Annotated in this window: 15 protein-coding genes and 1 pseudogene; 9 read left to right on the top strand and 7 right to left on the bottom strand. The window is 60.0% G+C overall.

The annotated features are described in order from the left end of the window. Positions 1 to 313: 313 nt before the first annotated feature. On the bottom strand, positions 314 to 664 hold the full coding sequence (locus NW807_RS05940) for a hypothetical protein (RefSeq protein WP_414396358.1): 351 nt from the start codon (positions 662 to 664) through the stop codon (positions 314 to 316). 328 nt (positions 665 to 992) lie between these two features. Continuing rightward, the gene (locus NW807_RS05945) at positions 993 to 1,748 is read right to left on the bottom strand and encodes an ankyrin repeat domain-containing protein (RefSeq protein ID WP_414412047.1); all 756 of its coding nucleotides are present in this window, start codon (positions 1,746 to 1,748) and stop codon (positions 993 to 995) included. A gap of 241 nt (positions 1,749 to 1,989) precedes the next feature. On the opposite strand from NW807_RS05945, the gene NW807_RS05950 reads away from it, so the two are divergent. Continuing rightward, a complete protein-coding gene (locus NW807_RS05950; protein WP_414396353.1) occupies positions 1,990 to 2,583 on the top strand; it encodes a DnaJ domain-containing protein in 594 nt (197 codons plus the stop codon). On the opposite strand, the gene NW807_RS05955 is transcribed toward NW807_RS05950, so the two are convergent. Beyond that, positions 2,580 to 3,989 carry a 2-succinylbenzoate--CoA ligase gene (locus NW807_RS05955; protein ID WP_414425553.1) on the bottom strand — a complete coding sequence of 470 codons (1,410 nt, stop codon included), beginning with the start codon at positions 3,987 to 3,989 and terminating at the stop codon, positions 2,580 to 2,582. The genes NW807_RS05950 and NW807_RS05955 overlap by 4 nt on opposite strands. 123 nt (positions 3,990 to 4,112) lie before the next feature. Between NW807_RS05955 and petG the strand changes: the two genes are divergently transcribed. The 3 genes from petG (at position 4,113) to NW807_RS05970 (ending at position 7,036) form a co-directional block, all read left to right on the top strand. Then, positions 4,113 to 4,226 carry a cytochrome b6-f complex subunit V gene (gene petG, locus NW807_RS05960; protein WP_414361271.1) on the top strand — a complete coding sequence of 38 codons (114 nt, stop codon included), beginning with the start codon at positions 4,113 to 4,115 and terminating at the stop codon, positions 4,224 to 4,226. A 72-nt stretch (positions 4,227 to 4,298) separates the two neighbouring features. Beyond that, positions 4,299 to 5,924 carry a bifunctional pantoate--beta-alanine ligase/(d)CMP kinase gene (locus tag NW807_RS05965; RefSeq protein ID WP_414425554.1) on the top strand — a complete coding sequence of 542 codons (1,626 nt, stop codon included), beginning with the start codon at positions 4,299 to 4,301 and terminating at the stop codon, positions 5,922 to 5,924. 83 nt (positions 5,925 to 6,007) lie between these two features. After that, positions 6,008 to 7,036 (top strand): hemolysin family protein, encoded by a 1,029-nt coding sequence (locus NW807_RS05970; protein ID WP_414406117.1) that lies wholly within the window; start codon positions 6,008 to 6,010, stop codon positions 7,034 to 7,036. Here the strand turns inward: NW807_RS05970 and NW807_RS05975 are convergent. Further along, complete coding sequence (locus NW807_RS05975) at positions 7,033 to 7,314, bottom strand: 2TM domain-containing protein (RefSeq protein ID WP_414396344.1); 282 nt, start codon at positions 7,312 to 7,314, stop codon at positions 7,033 to 7,035. The genes NW807_RS05970 and NW807_RS05975 overlap by 4 nt on opposite strands. A gap of 69 nt (positions 7,315 to 7,383) precedes the next feature. Continuing rightward, complete coding sequence (locus tag NW807_RS05980; RefSeq protein WP_414406115.1) at positions 7,384 to 9,441, bottom strand: ATP-binding protein; 2,058 nt, start codon at positions 9,439 to 9,441, stop codon at positions 7,384 to 7,386. A gap of 248 nt (positions 9,442 to 9,689) precedes the next feature. Between NW807_RS05980 and NW807_RS05985 the strand changes: the two genes are divergently transcribed. Further along, entirely contained in the window at positions 9,690 to 10,685 is a 996-nt protein-coding gene (locus NW807_RS05985) for a deoxyhypusine synthase family protein (protein ID WP_414406114.1), read from the top strand. A gap of 46 nt (positions 10,686 to 10,731) precedes the next feature. Here the strand turns inward: NW807_RS05985 and NW807_RS05990 are convergent, their stop codons facing one another. Both NW807_RS05990 and NW807_RS05995 read right to left on the bottom strand, forming a co-directional pair. Then, positions 10,732 to 11,520: an MBL fold metallo-hydrolase gene (locus NW807_RS05990; RefSeq protein WP_414425555.1), complete on the bottom strand. Its 789-nt coding sequence runs from the start codon at positions 11,518 to 11,520 to the stop codon at positions 10,732 to 10,734. After that, positions 11,517 to 12,152 carry an anthranilate synthase component II gene (locus tag NW807_RS05995; protein ID WP_099813308.1) on the bottom strand — a complete coding sequence of 212 codons (636 nt, stop codon included), beginning with the start codon at positions 12,150 to 12,152 and terminating at the stop codon, positions 11,517 to 11,519. The genes NW807_RS05990 and NW807_RS05995 overlap by 4 nt, the downstream gene beginning before the upstream one ends. A 159-nt stretch (positions 12,153 to 12,311) precedes the next feature. Between NW807_RS05995 and NW807_RS06000 the strand changes: the two genes are divergently transcribed. From NW807_RS06000 to NW807_RS06015, 4 genes and pseudogenes are all read left to right on the top strand, one after another. Then, the gene (locus NW807_RS06000) at positions 12,312 to 14,723 is read left to right on the top strand and encodes a DEAD/DEAH box helicase (RefSeq protein WP_414406113.1); all 2,412 of its coding nucleotides are present in this window, start codon (positions 12,312 to 12,314) and stop codon (positions 14,721 to 14,723) included. A gap of 220 nt (positions 14,724 to 14,943) precedes the next feature. Then, the gene (locus tag NW807_RS06005; RefSeq protein WP_414396333.1) at positions 14,944 to 15,204 is read left to right on the top strand and encodes a hypothetical protein; all 261 of its coding nucleotides are present in this window, start codon (positions 14,944 to 14,946) and stop codon (positions 15,202 to 15,204) included. Continuing rightward, entirely contained in the window at positions 15,205 to 15,474 is a 270-nt protein-coding gene (locus NW807_RS06010; RefSeq protein ID WP_414425556.1) for a hypothetical protein, read from the top strand. 363 nt (positions 15,475 to 15,837) lie between these two features. Next, positions 15,838 to 16,487 (top strand): annotated as a pseudogene (locus NW807_RS06015) (site-specific DNA-methyltransferase); the annotation flags it as partial.

The following is a 16,487-nucleotide window of genomic DNA, read 5'->3' on the forward strand; positions in this document are numbered from 1 at the left end:
TAGCTAGTGGCAGAGTCCACCCCTACCACCCCGCCAGAGGGATCTCCACAGGCGTCACTTCCCCGCGATCGCGATAGCGGGCCGTAGGCCTTGCTGCAGGTAGGTGCTCCTTGCCCCCATAAGGCACACCGGCTAAAGACGGAGCCAACTTTAGCCTAGGCAAAGTGCCTCCCAGAAAAGATGTACTCGCAAGCCTACTAGCTCAGCCCATCTCCGTCAAGGCAGGAGGTTGGTCATGCCACAAAGTGGCTGATGTCTAGTGAATCAAGGACTAGAGGAGAGCCCGCGGAGCTACCCAAATTCTGAACTGTTCTCAGCTATGCTGCTGCGTTAGCCGCTGCCAAAGCCGCAGAGGAATGCGCTCATGCGGGCACTGAAGAAGGCGAACCTGGGGCAAATCCTCTGGCAAGTAGTGCAAAGCCACCCGCGCTGTTGCCTCTAAGAGGCTGCACCGCCGCTGGGGATGCTGCTCGGCTTCCCCCAGATACACATCCAGCCAGCCGTCTTGCTCTCGGTAGCTAATCCGCAAAGCACAAGGAGAAGGCAGAAACTCTTTGCGGTAGAGCCGAAAGCCCTGCTCAGGACTCCATCCCAGCCACCACTGAGGCGCCAGTTGTCCCAAGGGCCGACACCATACGTCTGCCTGAACTTGCTGCCCTTCCATACCTGCCACTCTAAGCCTCTTCTCCGGCGGAGATCTAGCTGCAAATCTTTGCCAACTACCCTCTAGGCAGGAACTCTACCAGAACCTCCCGTGCTGATGCAAGTCTTTATCAAGGAGACCCCCAGCTAGCTGGGTAAGATATTGCAATTTAATCTCAATAGTGCTATGCTGTCACCCAGTTGGGTGTTCGTCTTCCTCTCTTGTCTTGGGCGAAGCAGGGGATCCCGCACCGGCGGAACCAGCCAAGGGATCCCTTTCCCTCCTGGTCGAGGTTCTAGGCTGTTAACAGGGGCAGGGTTTTTTGAGGGGATTGGGGGGTGGGAGAAGTTCAGAGAGTTGCACCTCGTTCCTGTAGCCACTGGACAGCTAGCCTGTGCTGGCGTTTTTGCGCATAGGCTAAGGGAGTGTATCCATCCTGATTGCGAGGGTTTAGTTCGGCCCCATGCTCCAGCAAAAGCTCCAGCATCGGGACATGTCCTCCCCAGGCAGCCCAGTGCAGGGGCGTTGCTCCAAAGCGGCTGCGGGCATTGACGTTAGCCCCGTACAGGATCAGAAAGCGAGCAATACCTAGATGTCCTTGGGCCGCTGCCTCGTGTAAAGGGGTTCGCCCTGCTTCGTCGACTGCATCCACAGGGGCTCCTTTAGAAAGTAGGCGGGCCAGAGCACTTTTCCGACCCGTGGCCACAGCCCAGTGAAGAACCCTACAGACGTCTGCTCCTTGTTGGATCAGCAGGCTGATGACTTCTGCTCGATCGGCCAAGACAGCCCGATGCAGAGGAGTGTACCCATGGCGGTCTGGCAAGTTGATATCGCTGCCTGCTTTCAGAAGCCGCTCCACCACTTCCACCTGGCCGCTGGCGGCAGCCAAATGGAGTGGAGTTGCCCCTGTAGGATCCAGAGCGTGGACAGAAGCGCCATGGGCCAAGAGCAAATCCAACAGTTCCAAATCGCCAAGGAGTGTCGCTTTATGAAGCAAAGTCATTCCCTGAGCATCGACAGCATTCACATCTTCCCCCCGCTGCAAATGGGCCAATAATTGTTTTAGATCTCGATTGGCAAGAGCTTGATGAAGCGCTTCACTCATAACAGATAGAAATAAAAAAGCCAAGTTGCAATGAAGTTGGGCAACAGGAAGGGATCCTCGATAGGCCGGAATGGAGGCTCCAAACAACTTGGGCAAAGTCTAACACTGGATCCCTGCTGCTGAGGGAAGCGGGAGAACCAAGCGCTTGGTGGGATCCCTTGGTCAAGCCGGGGCCGCAGCGATAGACTAGAGCTGGTTTTTGGCCAGGTCTTTTCCCGATCCCTTAGTTGCGCCACCGTTTATGGATTACTACGCGATCCTGAACCTATCTCCTGCAGCGGACATTGAAGAGATTAAACAGGCGTTTCGACGGTTGGCGCGGCAGTTTCACCCTGATGTGGCAGGGGAGGGATCCCGAGAGCGTTTCCAACAAATCCTCCAAGCCTACCAAGTGCTGAGCGACCCTGAGCAGCGGCGGCGCTACGATGCACAACGTCAATCTGCACAACGTCAATCTCCACCCAGCTCTCCTGCTGCCGGCGAAAGGCGGGTGGTCATTCGCAGCATAGGCCCCTCATCGGCAGAGCAGCCCAATCCGGAAGGGCTCAAGGAGGGGATTGCCCGCGTCAAGGCAGCCTGGCGGGAGCGGAAGTTGCCCACGGCGGTGGCCCAGGCGGAGGCGCTGCTGAAACGGTTTCCCAACTCCAGCGAGGCCATCCACATCTTGGCGTTGGCCTACCAGCGCTTCGGCAACCATTTGATCTACGAGGGGCGCTATCAGCAGGCGGAAGCCTACTTGAGAAAAGCTTTGGCCACGGAGCCGCACAACCGAGAATTGGCCTTTGAAATCAAGCGAGATTTAGCCCGTCTGGGCATTCGGGAGGGATCCCGCTAACTTGCCTGCGTTGGGATCCCCAACGTCTGAGCTGCCCACTGCCGGAGTTGTTGGCGGTTGACCTTGCCTTGGGCGTTGCGCGGGATCCCGCTACACCATAGCCACCGCTTGGGGTGTTTGAAGGGGCTTAGTTGTTGCGCGAGGTGCCGCTTTAGGTGTTCCTCCAGCTCGTCGGCGGTCAGAGGGATCCCAACCTTGGGCACAGCCACGGCCACCAGCTGCTGTCCCCACTCCTGGTCAGGCAGGCCCAGCACACAGACATCTTCCACCCAGCCGCTGGCGCGGATTTCCCCTTCCACCTCAGCCGCCATCACTTTTTCCCCTCCTGTTAGGATTAGGTCGTCGGCGCGGCCCAGCCAGTGGAGGTGACCTTGGGAGTCGAGGTAGCCCCAATCCCCAGGGGCAAAACCCTGCTGTTGCCACTTGCCCAGGCCCTCAGCCTCCCCCGCCAAGGGGTAGTAGCCGAGGGCCAGGGATTCGGCCCAGACGTGGATAGAGCCCGCTGTCTGGACGGGTAGGGGATCCCCGGCTTCGCCCCGGATCTCCAGGCGGGCATGGGGTAGGGGTCGACCCAAGCTGTCGCTCCCTTGCAAGAAGGCTTGCGGCAGCAGCGTACATACCTGGGAGGCGGTTTCGGTCATGCCGTAGGTGAGGGCCAGGGGCAGGTACAACTGCCGGGCCTGTTGTCGCAAGCTGGGCCAGGTAGGGCCGCCGCCAACCAAAATGGCCTGGAATTGGCGCAGGCTTTCCAGCACTCTCGGCCGGGCATCCAGTAGCAGCCGTTGCAACTGGGTGGGCACCAGGGACAGGAAGCTACCCGGCAAAGGCGGATCCCAGGCCTCGGCTTGCTGCTGGCGTTTCCAATCCCAGACAACCCACTGCCCGTTGCTCAGCCAGGAGCGAACGGCCTGCATGAGGCCGCTGACGTGGTACAAGGGCAGCATGCAATAGCTATGGACACACTCCACGCCGAAGTGCTGTTGGTGGGCTCTGGCGGAGGCGCTGAGGGTACGCCAGGAGTGCACCGCCCATCTCACCTGGCCGCTGGAGCCACCAGTAGGGATCCCAATCACTGGCCAATCAGCGCTGGGCAAGATCCGCTGCCAGTGCCCCAGAGGGGAGGTGGAGGAGGTGGGATCCCCCTGCAACTGCCCTTGCCGCCAGCGCCAAGCGGATCCCAGGCCAGCCAAAGCCTGGCTCCACTCTCGTTCTCCCCAGCGGGGATTGGCCAAGAAGAGGGGGATCCCCAAGCGCTGGCAGGCCAAAACCAAAGCCCACACCTGCAGCGGATCCGAGTCTGCCACCAGCAGAGGCACAGCCTTTTCTGCCAAAGGACGTAGGTGTCCTTCCAGGTTAGACAGGCGCTCCTTCAAGCTGGGAGAGCAAGAAGAGTTAGAGGCCATCATGGCCGGCGGATCCTCAGCCTACACGCCACGGCAGTCAAAGGCCAGCGGGTACCTACAAGCCAGCTCGGCAGTTTTTGGAGCATGGCTTATCATGATCTAGGTTTGGAGTAGGAGGTGGGGTTTGTGATCGAGCCCATTTTGCTGGGGATCGTCTTGGGGATGGTTCTGGTTACCCTAGCAGGCTTGTTTGTGTCGGCCTACCGGCAGTATCAGCGCAGCAATAAGATGGGTCTGTAAAGGCAGGCAGTCCAGCCAACTGGCCCTGGCCTGCAGCCAGGAAACTGGCCAAGGGGGTGAGGCGGCAAAGCCATGCAGTGGCTGCGCACGGTGGCGGCGTTGCGGGAGCAGGTGGCCAAGTGGCGGGGATCCACCATTGGCTTGGTGCCAACGATGGGATCCCTGCACGAGGGGCATCTCAGCTTGATTCGCCGCTGCCGCCAGGAGTGTGACCACACGGTGGTCAGTATTTTCGTCAACCCGCTGCAATTTGGCCCCAATGAGGACTGGGAGCGCTACCCCCGCGATGAGGAGGGAGATCGAGCTCTGTGTGAAGCCGCAGGCGTGGATGTGGTTTTTGCCCCCGACCTGCAAGAAATGGGAGCGGACCCGGCATCTGCTAGAGATCGCACTTGGGTCGATCCCCCGCCCTCCCTCTTGCAAACCCTCTGCGCTCCCCACCGGCCAGGTCACTTCCGCGGGGTAGCCACCATTGTGGTACAACTGCTAAACCTGGTCCAGCCCCAGCGGGCTTACTTTGGCCAAAAGGATGCCCAGCAACTGGCCATCATCCAGCGGCTGGTTCAAGACCTGAAGATTCCCACCACCATTGTCCCCTGCCCCACCGTTCGAGAGGCCGACGGCCTGGCCTACAGTTCCCGCAACCGCTACCTCTCGGCAGAGGAACGGCAGGTGGCAGCGGGCCTCTACCGCGCTTTGCGCCGGGGCTATGAGCACTGGCAGGCCGGAGATTCCTCTGCTGAAGGGATCCTGGCGGCGGCGCGTGCCGAGCTGGAGCACACCCCTGAGCTGCGCCTGCAATACCTAGAGCTGGTGGATCCGCAAACCCTCCAACCCCTCTCGGAAGTAAAAGACAAGGGGCTCCTAGCTATTGCAGCCTACGTCGGGCAAACGCGCCTCATCGACAACTTACTTTTGGCAAGGGAGAAAAGCGATTTGCCGCCTCAGAAGGAAGAGGGGGCTGTGCTGCCTTCTCCAAAGAGAGGGCGCCGTCCCCTGATTGCCATCGACGGCCCTGCAGGAGCGGGTAAGTCCAGTGTAGCCCGAGCGGTGGCCGCTCAGCTGCAGCTGCTGTACTTGGACACAGGGGCCATGTATCGGGCTATTACCTGGCTAGCCCTGCAACGGGGGATCCCGTTGGACGACGCCGAGCAGCTCACCCAACTGGCTGCCCAAACTCAACTGAGGCTGCAAAGCGGCCCCTCGCCTGACGAACCAACCCGCATCTGGGCCAATGGCCAAGAAATTACCCAGGCCATTCGCTCTCCTGAAGTAACCCGCTGGGTTTCCCAAGTGGCGGCAGTGCCAGGGGTGCGACAGGAGTTGGTGAAGCAGCAGCGCCTCCTAGGTCGAGATGGAGGGGCCGTTCTGGAAGGACGCGATATTGGTACCCATGTCTTTCCCGATGCTGAGCTAAAAGTCTTCTTAACGGCCTCGCTGGGAGAGCGGGCGCAGCGTCGGCAACATCAGCTGCAGGCGCAAGGGCAGGTAGTGTCCTTGGAAGAACTAAAAGCCCAGCTCGAGCAGCGGGATCGCTACGACAGTGAGCGTCAGATTGCGCCCTTGCGGCCTGCTCCCGATGCCATTTTGATCGATACGGATCACCTAAGCCAGGCCGAGGTGGAGAACAAAATTGTGACGTTGTACCGGCAGCTTTTGGAGAAGGCCGGCTCAGATCAGCCCGATGCAAAAGGCTAAGCCGCGAAGTGAGGTAGCGGGATAAAGGAAGTGCCTCCCCAACGCAAACGCCTTCTCTCCGGCTCTGGGTAGTCGGGAACGCTATGGGTAGTCTGCTTCTCCTTGCCGTTTTACTCCTTGTCTCAGCGTTTTGCTCCGGTGCGGAGACAGCCATTACCGCCATGGACAACCTGCGCCTGGAGTCCCTCATCGAGGACAAGGGGGATCCGCAGGGGTTCTACCGGCTGGTTCAACAGCAGCGGTCACAGCTCATCACGAGCTTGCTGCTGGTGAACAACTTTGTCAACATTGGCATTGCTGCCCTGGCTACAACCATCTCCATCGAGCTGCTGGGATCCCCGCTGGGGGGCTTGGTTGCCACCCTGCCCACCACGATCCTGGTGCTCTTGATAGGCGAAGTGGCTCCCAAGTCCTTGGCGGTCAGCCATCCGCTGGCAGTTTTCCGCTGGGTGGTGCGGCCTGTCTATGCCCTAGCGGTGCTGCTGCGCCCTTTGACCCATGCCTTTGAGTGGCTTGTTGGCAGACTTTTTCATCTCCTGGAGCTTTCTCCCTTGACGTCCACTACTTCTCTCAAGGATTTGGAACTGTTGATTGATGTGTTGGGGCAGCGGGGGCTGCTGGACTGGCAGAAGCGGCGCCTGTTCCGCGGTGCCCTAGCTTTAGATGGGCTGCGGGCCCGGGATGTGGCCAAGCCTAGAGTAAAAATGGAAACCATCTCCCACGATAAAACGCTGCAGGATGTGGTGAAACTCTGCCTGGAGACAGGCTACTCCCGCATCCCCGTCCAAGGAGAATCCAAAGACGAGATTGTGGGCGTCATCCACCTCAAGCAGGCCCTGCGCCACCTGGAGCAAGAAGGCAATGTCGAGGTAACCAAGGCGATGTCGCCGCCCTTTTTTGTCCCCGAGACCAAGCGCGTCAGCCTACTGCTTAAAGAGATGCTGCGCTCCCGCCAACACCTGGGGATTGTGGTGGATGAATTTGGCGGCACCAGTGGCCTCATCACGCTGGAGGACATCTTGGAGGAGCTGGTGGGGGAGATCTACGACGAGAGCGACCTCTCTCCCCTGCTTTCGCGGCGGCAACAACGGCAGCGCTCCGCCTCTAGCTAACTTGCAGAGTCTTCGTTGGCGGGATCCCGAAAGCTTGGGTCGTCGGGGTAGCGGGCCACAAAAAAGAGCCAAAAGCTGTGGATCCCCAAGCCTAGGCCCCACCAGCCTAGTAGAGGTAGCAGCCACGGCCAATCGGCCCGATACAGCTGTTGGAAAAACACTAGCCCCGAGGCGCTGCAGAGAAAAACAGCCAGATGAGTTGCGTAGGTGTAGCGGTCATCCAGCTTGCGAAACTCGGGATCCCGACGGGAGGGTTTGCGGGGCCAGCGCGGCGGCATGGCAAAACCGTCTAGTTAAAACTTTCTCCAGTGTAGAACATCCCAACCCCAGCCTTTTGCTCCTCAAGGTCACTGCCGCCAGCGGCAACTGGGGGGATCCGTCTCGGCTGGCTGGTCCTCAAACTCCAAGGGGCCCTCCTCAGTGTACAGGTGCAGGTCAAACCAAAAGGTGGAGCCCTGTTCCAGCTTGCTTTCTAGGCAGATGCGGGTTCGGTGCTTCTCCAGGATGTTGCGCACGATGGCTAGGCCCAGGCCAGTGCCCTCCAGGGTATGTACCCGGTTCTCCACTCGGAAAAAGCGCTCGAAAATCCGCTCCTGATCCTCCGGGGCGATGCCAATGCCAGTGTCGGCCACCGCCACCCGCACTGCCTGTGGGGCTCCATCCGGCCGAACCACCAGGTGGGCATGCACCGTCACTGTGCCTCCGGAGGGGGTGAACTTGATGGCATTGCTCAAGAGGTTGGTCATGACCTGCAAGAGGAGATCGTAGTTGCCCCACACCGGCGGCAGATCCGGATCGAGAAACTGGCGCAGCAGGATCCCCTTGTCGCGGGCTTGCAGGTGATGGGTGCGCAGGGTTTGCTCGATAACGGCGGAGATGTCAACAGCCTCAAAGTGATACTGCTTGCCCGACTCTAGGCGCGACAAATCCAATACGTCATTGACCAAACGAGTGAGGCGATCTGTTTCGCGGTTGGCAATTTCCAGGTAGTCCAGCCGCTCCTGCGGCGACATTTGCTCGCCATACTCGTAGAGGGTCTCGATGAAGGACTTGATGCTAAATAGAGGAGTGCGCAGTTCGTGGCTGATGTTGCTGATGAACTGGGCTTTGGCCTCGTTGAGCTCTGCCTCGCGGGTAATATCCTGCACGGTGATGACAATCCCCTTGAGGTTTTGCCGCCGCGGGTCGGACACTGGCGAAAGCAGGATGCGGATAACCCGCTTGGTAGGGCTGGTGAGGTTGACGCGAATTTCCTCTGCCTCTTGATCCCCGCGGGCAATTTGCGTGAGCGGGCGGGCCAGTTGCTGCCGCAGATCCTCGGGCAAGAGCTCCAGCAAGGGTTTGCCCAGGACAGGCTCGCCTTCCCAGCCAAACATGCGCGAGGCAGCTGGGTTGAGCAGCAGGACCCGAAACTCGGCATCCAGCAAGATGGCCGCATCGACGATGGAAAACACCAGCGTCTCCAGCTTAGCCTTGGCAGCAGCCAGTTCCTCGATGTTCTGCTCCTCGTAGCTCTGCAGCCGCTCTGCCATCTTGTTAAAGCTGTCGATGAGTTGGGCCAGCTCCCCCCCAAAGGGCAGGTCGATGCGCTGTTTGAAGTTACCCTTGGTGATTTCCTGGACGCCTTTGACCAGCTCCTTGATGGGGTAGGTGATGGTGAGAGCGTTGACCACGGCTCCCAGGATGGCCAGAACCCACACCGCCAAAAACACCCCAATCGAGACCTCGCGCGCCAGTTGCGTAGAGCGCACCAGGGCAGGGTTGGGGTTGATGCCCAGGGCCAGGGTGCCCAAAAAGCGGCCCTGATGGTAGATGCCAACAAAAATGTCCGTCACCCGCCCGGCAGGGGTGAGGTGGGCGCGCACCAGGGGCTGGCCCTCAGCAGGCGGACGGTTGCCCGGCAGTTGCATGCGACGGGCAAGGCTGAGAGAGGTTTTCACCTCCTGGTTGGAAAACGGGATCCCGTAGTAGATGTTCCCCTCGGGGTCGGCGTAGAGCAAATAGCGGATGCTGCTGGTGCTCTCAAAGTATTGCCGCGACAGTTGGGCCACTTCACCAAGGCGCTCTTCAGCAATGAGGGGAGCAACATTGGCTGCCAATAGCAACCCTAGATCCCGGCCAAAGCGGGCCTCGTTAAAGCGGGCATCTTGCTGCACGGTGCTGACGGCCCAGAAGGTGAAGCTGCTCACCACCAGCGAGACCACCAGCGTGGCCACAAAGAGCAACTGGGTCTCCAGGCGCAGCTTGTATTTCCAGCGCGCCCACCAGCGCCGCAGGGATCCCAGGGGAGATTCCACTTGGGCTGGCTCTGAGGTGGCCGGGGCAGGAGGCACTGGCTCTGGAGAAGCGGCCTCAGCAGTTGCGGCAACCGGCTCAGCCGGCTCGGCAGTGCTGACAGGAGGCATGGATCCAATAGCAACCCTGGAGAACACTGTCGCCACCATTCTGACATGGGTTCCGACCAGGGCTGAGAGAAGGCTAAATCTTCCGCAAAGAATCCCGAGCCCAAGTGCAAAGAACTATGCCTCTTCCGTCGGCTCGCGGAGAAGTGACGCCTGGGGAGGTTGCTCGCAGTGGTGTTGCCGACGCACCGTTTCACCGGCAGCAAGAGTTGGTAAAATTAGAGATTGTGCTTTGCAAAAGCAAATCCAGATTGCCGGAAACTCAAACCGTGACCCGCGGCCCTGTCAGCCAATTTATCGAGCATCACTTTCGCCACTTCAACGCCGCCGCCCTGGTAGAAGCGGCCAAGGGCTACTCTGCCCACTTGGAAAAGGGCGGCAAGATGATGGTGACCTTGGCGGGTGCCATGAGCACGGCGGAGCTAGGCCTTTCCCTGGCGGAGATGATTCGGCAGGGCAAGGTGCACGCCATCTCCTGCACTGGCGCCAACCTTGAGGAAGACATCTTTAACCTCATTGCCCACGACTTCTACGAGCGGGTGCCCAACTACCGGGATCTCAGCCCGCAGCAGGAGCAGGAGCTGCTGGAGCGGCACATGAACCGGGTAACGGATACTTGCATCCCGGAAGAGGAGGCGATGCGGCGCCTGGAAAAAGCTCTGCTGGAAGAGTGGATAGCTGCCGACCAGGCGGGGGAGCGCTACTTCCCGCACGAGTTCATCTACCGCATCCTGCGCAGCGGCAGGCTGGAGCCCTACTACCAAATTAATCCCCGGGATTCCTGGGTTTACGCGGCCATGGAGGCTGACTTGCCCCTCTACGTGCCGGGCTGGGAGGACTCCACCACCGGCAACATGTACGCTGCCCACTGCATCACCGGTGAGATCCGCAATGTCCACACCGTCCGCACGGGCATTGAGTACATGATCCACCTGGCCGATTGGTACACACGCACCTCAGCGGAGTGCTCCGTCGGCTTCTTCCAGATTGGCGGTGGCATTGCCGGAGATTTTCCCATCTGTGTAGTGCCCATGCTGCACCAAGACCTAGGCCGCAAGGGGATCCCCCTGTGGGGCTATTTCTGCCAGATCAGCGACTCTACCACCAGCTACGGCTCCTACTCGGGGGCGGCGCCCAACGAGAAGATCACCTGGGGCAAGTTGGGGGTCGACACACCCAAGTTCGTCATCGAGTCGGATGCCACCATCGTGGCGCCTTTAATCTTTGCCTGGGTGTTGGGGTGGTAAAACTCCCAGGCCAACGCTCACAGCCCATCGCCTGCGCTGCGTGGCCTTACTGCTCAAAGTACAGGATGGCCATCCCTTGCCTGGGCAGGGCTTGAGCCGAAAGTAGCAATGGGTTGCTGAGGGCAGGTTGCGCGGCAGCGGGGGGAAATAGGCGCAAAAACGCCTCCAGAGGCAACAGCTCGCATTGGGACTCCTCGGCGGCGGCGGTGCGATACATGGTGGGGATGACCAACTTGGGCTGCAGCGCTTCGATGGCTGCCTTGGCTGCCTTGGGATCGTAATTCTTCGGCCCACCTCCCACCGGCACCAACAACAGGTCAGGGCGAGAGAGCAAGATGGACTGCTCCCGGCCAATGGGCTGCAGTGCCCCTCCCAGGTGGACAATGTCGATCCCGCCCATGCGCCAGCGCCAGCCTACGTTGAGGCCAAAGCGGGGGCCCCGCGGCATGCGCACCCCCTGCACGCGGATCCCGTCGATGAGGTAGTCGCCTGGCTGAAACAGCACTTTGGGGTTGCCGGGCACCACGTCCAAAGCTCCCTCGTCCAAAAGGCGGCTGCTGAGGAGCACCAGATCGGCAGCAACGCGGGGAGGAGGGTAGCCGGCTGTACAACCGGCTGGCCGAAAGGGGTTAACCAGAAAGCGCTTGCCCTCCCCCTCAAACAAAACGCAACTGTGGTGCAGCCAGGTCAGCTGCAGGCCCTGGGCGCTGGAGCCAGGGGTAGGCTCCAGAGATCCCCGTGGAGAAGGATCAGTTTGCGCCCTTGCCCATTGACCCCCTGCGGCAAGGGATCCCAGCAAGCTGGCGCTGGCTTGCAAAAGTTGGCGACGCTTCATCGGGTGGGGATCCTTGACACAACCCCGGCAGCCGCCGGCTGGAGCAATCCCGAGGTAGGGATCTGGGCCAAGCGCAGGAAGTTGCTCAGCAGGCGTTTGCCCTCCGCGGTCAAAATGCTCTCCGGGTGGAACTGCACGCCCTGCACATGAAGATAGCGGCGGTGGCGGATCCCCATAATGATGCCGTCCTGAGTTTGGGCCGTCACCTCTAGTTCGTCAGGACAGGTGGAAGCCTCAATCACCAAGCTGTGGTAGCGGGTTGCAACAAAAGGCTGGCTCAGCCCCTCAAACACTCCCACCCCTCGATGATAGATGAGGGAAGTCTTGCCGTGCATCAGCTCAGGTGCGCGCACGATCCGACCGCCGTAGACCTGTCCAATGCACTGGTGACCCAGACAGACGCCCAAAATCGGCAGCTCCGGCCCCAGCTCGCGGATCAACTCCAGCGAGATGCCGGCATCTTCGGGCCGTCCTGGCCCTGGAGAAATGACAACCGCCTGGGGACGCATCTGGCGCAGCTGGGCCACTGAAATCTCGTCATTGCGAAAAACTCGTACCCCTGCGCCTAGCTCCCCCAGGTATTGCACCAGGTTGTAGGTGAAGCTGTCGTAGTTGTCGATAACAACCAGCACGATGGCACCCGGCAACGGCACCCCATTTTAGCATTGCCCAGGCTTCAGGGCCCGCAACCCGGAGCCAACACCCAAGTCAAGCTTGTATCCTGGGAGGTATAGCACACAAGCAGCAGCAAGGTGGCTAGCTTTTAGGTTGTTTTTGATTTTTCAGATCCCATGAACTTGCTTCTCTCTCCGGCGACCGACTTGCTGGACGAGTTGCGCAGGCTTTTCCCTTTTGAGCTGGATGAGTTTCAGATCCAAGCGATTCAGGCTCTGGCCGCGGGGGAATCGGTGGTGGTCTGCGCGCCTACGGGATCCGGCAAGACCCTGATTGGAGAGTATGCCATCCACCGGGCCTTGTCCCAAGGCAAGCGGGTTTTCTACACAACCCCTCTGAAGGCTCTTTCCAACCAAAAGTTTCGCGATTTCAGCCAACAATTCGGCCCGGAGCGGGTTGGCCTCCTCACCGGCGACATCTCCATCAACCGGGAAGCGCCGATCTTGGTGATGACCACCGAGATCTTCCGCAATATGCTCTACGGCACGCCGCTCTCTCTGGCTGTCCAGCGCGGGCCCTACGGCAGCGAGAGGGATGCGTGGGAAGAGGCGGAGGCTCTGAGCCGGGATCCCTTGCGGGACGTGCAGGCGGTGATCCTGGACGAATGCCACTACATGAACGACCAACAGCGGGGCACTGTCTGGGAAGAGGCAATTATCTACTGCCCTGCCCACATCCAGCTTGTTGCCCTCTCGGCCACCCTGGCCAACAGCGACCAGCTTACCGACTGGATGAACCAGGTGCATGGCCCCACGCGACTGGTCGATTCCAGCCATCGCCCAGTGCCGCTGCAATTTCACTTTGCCAATCGCAAAGGGCTGTTCCCCCTGCTGGAGCAAACCGAGTCAGGCCAGTGGGTTTGCAATCGCCGCCTGAGAAGCAAGCCCTCCAAGTCAGGCCAGGCTCCCTACGGAGAAGTACCGGATATGGCCCAGGTGGTGGAAAACCTGCGCCGACGGGATATGCTGCCGGCCATCTATTTCATCTTCAGCCGCAAGGGCTGTGACCTGGCGGTGGCCAGTTTGGGAAACTTGGACTTAATTAGCTCTGAAGAAGAGCGGCGGCAGTTGGCCGAGCAGATCGACCGTTTCTGCCAGGAAATGCCAGAGGCAGTGCGCCGGGATCAACTGGATGCCCTCTACCGGGGCATTGCCGCCCACCATGCCGGCCTGTTGCCCGCCTGGAAGGGTCTGGTCGAGCACCTGTTTCAGCAGGGGCTGGTGAAGCTAGTTTTTGCCACCGAGACGCTGGCTGCCGGGATCAACATGCCCGCCCGCACGACGGTGATTTCCTCCCTCTCCAAGCGCACCGACAACGGCCATCGCCTTCTAACTGCCTCTGAGTTTATGCAAATGTCAGGGCGGGCTGGACGGCGGGGCAAAGATGTGATTGGGCATGTGGTGACCTTGCAATCTCCCTTTGAGGGGGCGCAGGAGGCAGCGCGGCTGGCCACGGCAGGAGCGGATCCCCTGGTGAGCCAGTTTACCCCCACCTATGGCATGGTGCTGAACTTGCTGCAGAAGCACTCTCTGGAGGCGGCCCGGGATCTCATCAACCGCAGCTTTGGCCAGTATTTGCTCTCGCTGCAAAGGTTGCCCGAACAACAGGAGCTCCAGCGCACTCGCGCCGAGCTGGAGGAAATTGACCGCCTCCTGGTGGGGATTTCCGACGAAGATATCGCCCGCTACGAGAAAATGCAGGCGCAACGGCGGGAAGAGCGGCGCCTTTTGCGCTATCTGCTCAAACAGCAGGAAGCAGAACCGGATCCCACCCTGCGCCTATTGGCCTTTCCCCACATCCAAGCCCAAGAGGAGAAAATCCGCGCCCTAGAAGCCCGCATCCGCGCCAACCCTGCCCACAGGGTCGGGAAAAAGCTGCTGGGTTTACAGGAAAAGCGCCAGCGTCTGCTCAAGCGCCTCCAGCACTTGGAGCGCCAGAGTGAGTCTGTGCAGGAGTTGCGCTGGCAGCAATTTATGGCCCTGGTGGGCGTGCTGCAGGAGTTCGACTGTCTGCAAGGGTATCAGCCAACAGTTAGTGGGGAGGTGGTGGCTGCTCTGCGAGGGGATAACGAGCTCTGGCTGGGTCTAGCTCTGCTCTCTGGCGAATGTCTGGGCTGTGCCCCCCATCACTTGGCTGGGGTCATTGCTGCTCTGGTGGCCGAGCCTCCCCGTTCAGGTACCTACAGCCGGCTGCGGACTTCTGGGCTAGTTGAGGATGTGCTGCATGGCTTGCGAGGCCTGCGGCGGCAACTGTTCCGCAGCCAACGTCAACACCAGGTGTTTCATGTGCCAATTGGGTTTGAGCCCGATCTGGCCGGGATCGTGGAACACTGGGCCCAAGGGATCCCCTGGGAAAAGCTGGAGGCCAGCACCAACCTGGATGCTGGGGATATTGTGCGCCTGATTCGCCGCACCTTGGATTTGCTCTCTCAGATCCCCCACATTCCTCATTTGCCAGCGGAGTTGCGGGAAAATGCCCGCGAAGCCCAAAAAATGCTGGATCGCTTCCCGGTGAGCGAGCTGATCTAGCAGCGCTTTGGCGAGGGTGGGATCATAAGCCCTTGCGCGGCAGTGACTTTCACTACCACCCTGTCCGGGTTAAGGCCTAAGCGAATGGCCTCTTCCCAGTGGCAGGCTAGAATCCAGCTAGCCTCTCCCCTCCGATGAGCACCTGTATCAAACAGGCTGAGCGCGATGGCCGCCTAGCCTCCACCCAGTCAAGTCCGTCCACTTGCGCGTAGTAGCCAATATGCACTTCGACTCAGTTGAAGACTTTGAGCGCTGGATAGAGGATCTGGTAGCTGGCAAGATTGAGCCGCCCAACTACCACGACATTCGCCACGCCAGCCGCGAAGACGCAGAAGAGTGTTTGCGGCTGCAGCAGGAGGAAGCCCGCAAGCTGGGGCTAGATCCGGAAGAGGTAGTGCTGCTGCAGGATCCCTTCAGCGGGGAGTGGCTAGTCCTTGTCCCCTGGAAGCAAATAGAAGCCGGCCTGGCTCAGTTTTGGTAGGTGGACTCAGCTAAGAGTGAGAGCAACAACCAACAGCCAACTCTGGCCGACGTTTTGGCAGCGGTGGAGCGGCTTGATAAGGAGCTGCAAAAGATCCGCTCAGACCTCGCTGCCACCCGGCAAGAACTGAGGGATGAGGTGCGACGGTGGGATGAGCGCTTCTTCGAGTTCGCCAAAGACACCGCCAACCGCGCCAACACGCTCATCGCCAGCGCTGCTGTTACGGTCATTGCTGGTACTTTGCTGTTGATTCTGAGGGAGGGGAGGTAGCTGTGGACACTCAAAGCCTCAGGATCCCGACTGGGTTCGCTTCCCAGTCCCCGACATGGAAACAGCTTTGACCCGCCTATTAGGCAAATAAACGGAAAGGGGATACGGGAACAGGATCGGGGGCGGGGCTAGCTCCCCTTAGCAGAATTTTTGAGTTTGTGATTCAGGGGCTAACAACGGCATGCCTCTGGAGAGGGGCGCTAGCGGGCCGTAGACCTTAGCAGGAAGAGAGCAGAAACCCGACAGACGCTGCGCTACCCACAAGTAGGAGTGTTTGTTAGCCTCTTGTAGGTCTTTCAGAGCGGTTTGGTCTCAAGCTAGCCTTCCTAGTAAGCCCACGACGCAACCAACAGGCAGGACTGGATGGCAGGCAAGAAGACCAACACCCAACGCTCAATCGAATCCTACGAGCACCGGGACAAACAGCGGCTCAACAACCCGCCTGTGGGACTGGTGACGCCTGAGAACGACCGGGACGCGGGGCAGAAGAAGAAGACCTACGCCTACGACCCGCACCTGGATCCGCAGCTTGTCTGGGCTGGCAAGGCCGAGCACACTTCGTTCGAGGTGCCCACGGTTTCGCTCCACGTCCACGAGCGGATTGACCCGCGCACCATCATCGAGGCTGTGCGCAAGAAAAACGACCAAGCTGGCCCGGTACAACTGGGGTTGTTTGAGGAAGAACGCAAGGAGCCCCTGCGCCAGGCCATCGAATTTTACCAGCACAAGCATGGCTGGACGAACCGCCTAATTGCCGGCGATTCGCTCTTGGTGATGAACTCGCTCTTGGAAAAGGAGGGAATGGCCGGCAAGGTGCAGATGATCTACTTTGACCCGCCCTACGGCATCAAGTACGGCTCCAACTTCCAGCCCTTTGTGAATAAGCGCGACGTCAAAGACGGCGAGGACGAGGATTTGACCTCAGAGCCGGAGCAGATCAAAGCCTTCCGCGACACCTGGGAGCTGGGCATCCACTCTTACCTCACCTACCTGCGCGACCGGCTGCTTTTGTG

It is taken from the genome of Synechococcus sp. R70.1 (assembly GCF_047461675.1).
In the GTDB taxonomy this organism is placed as follows: Bacteria; Cyanobacteriota; Cyanobacteriia; order Thermostichales; family Thermostichaceae; genus Thermostichus.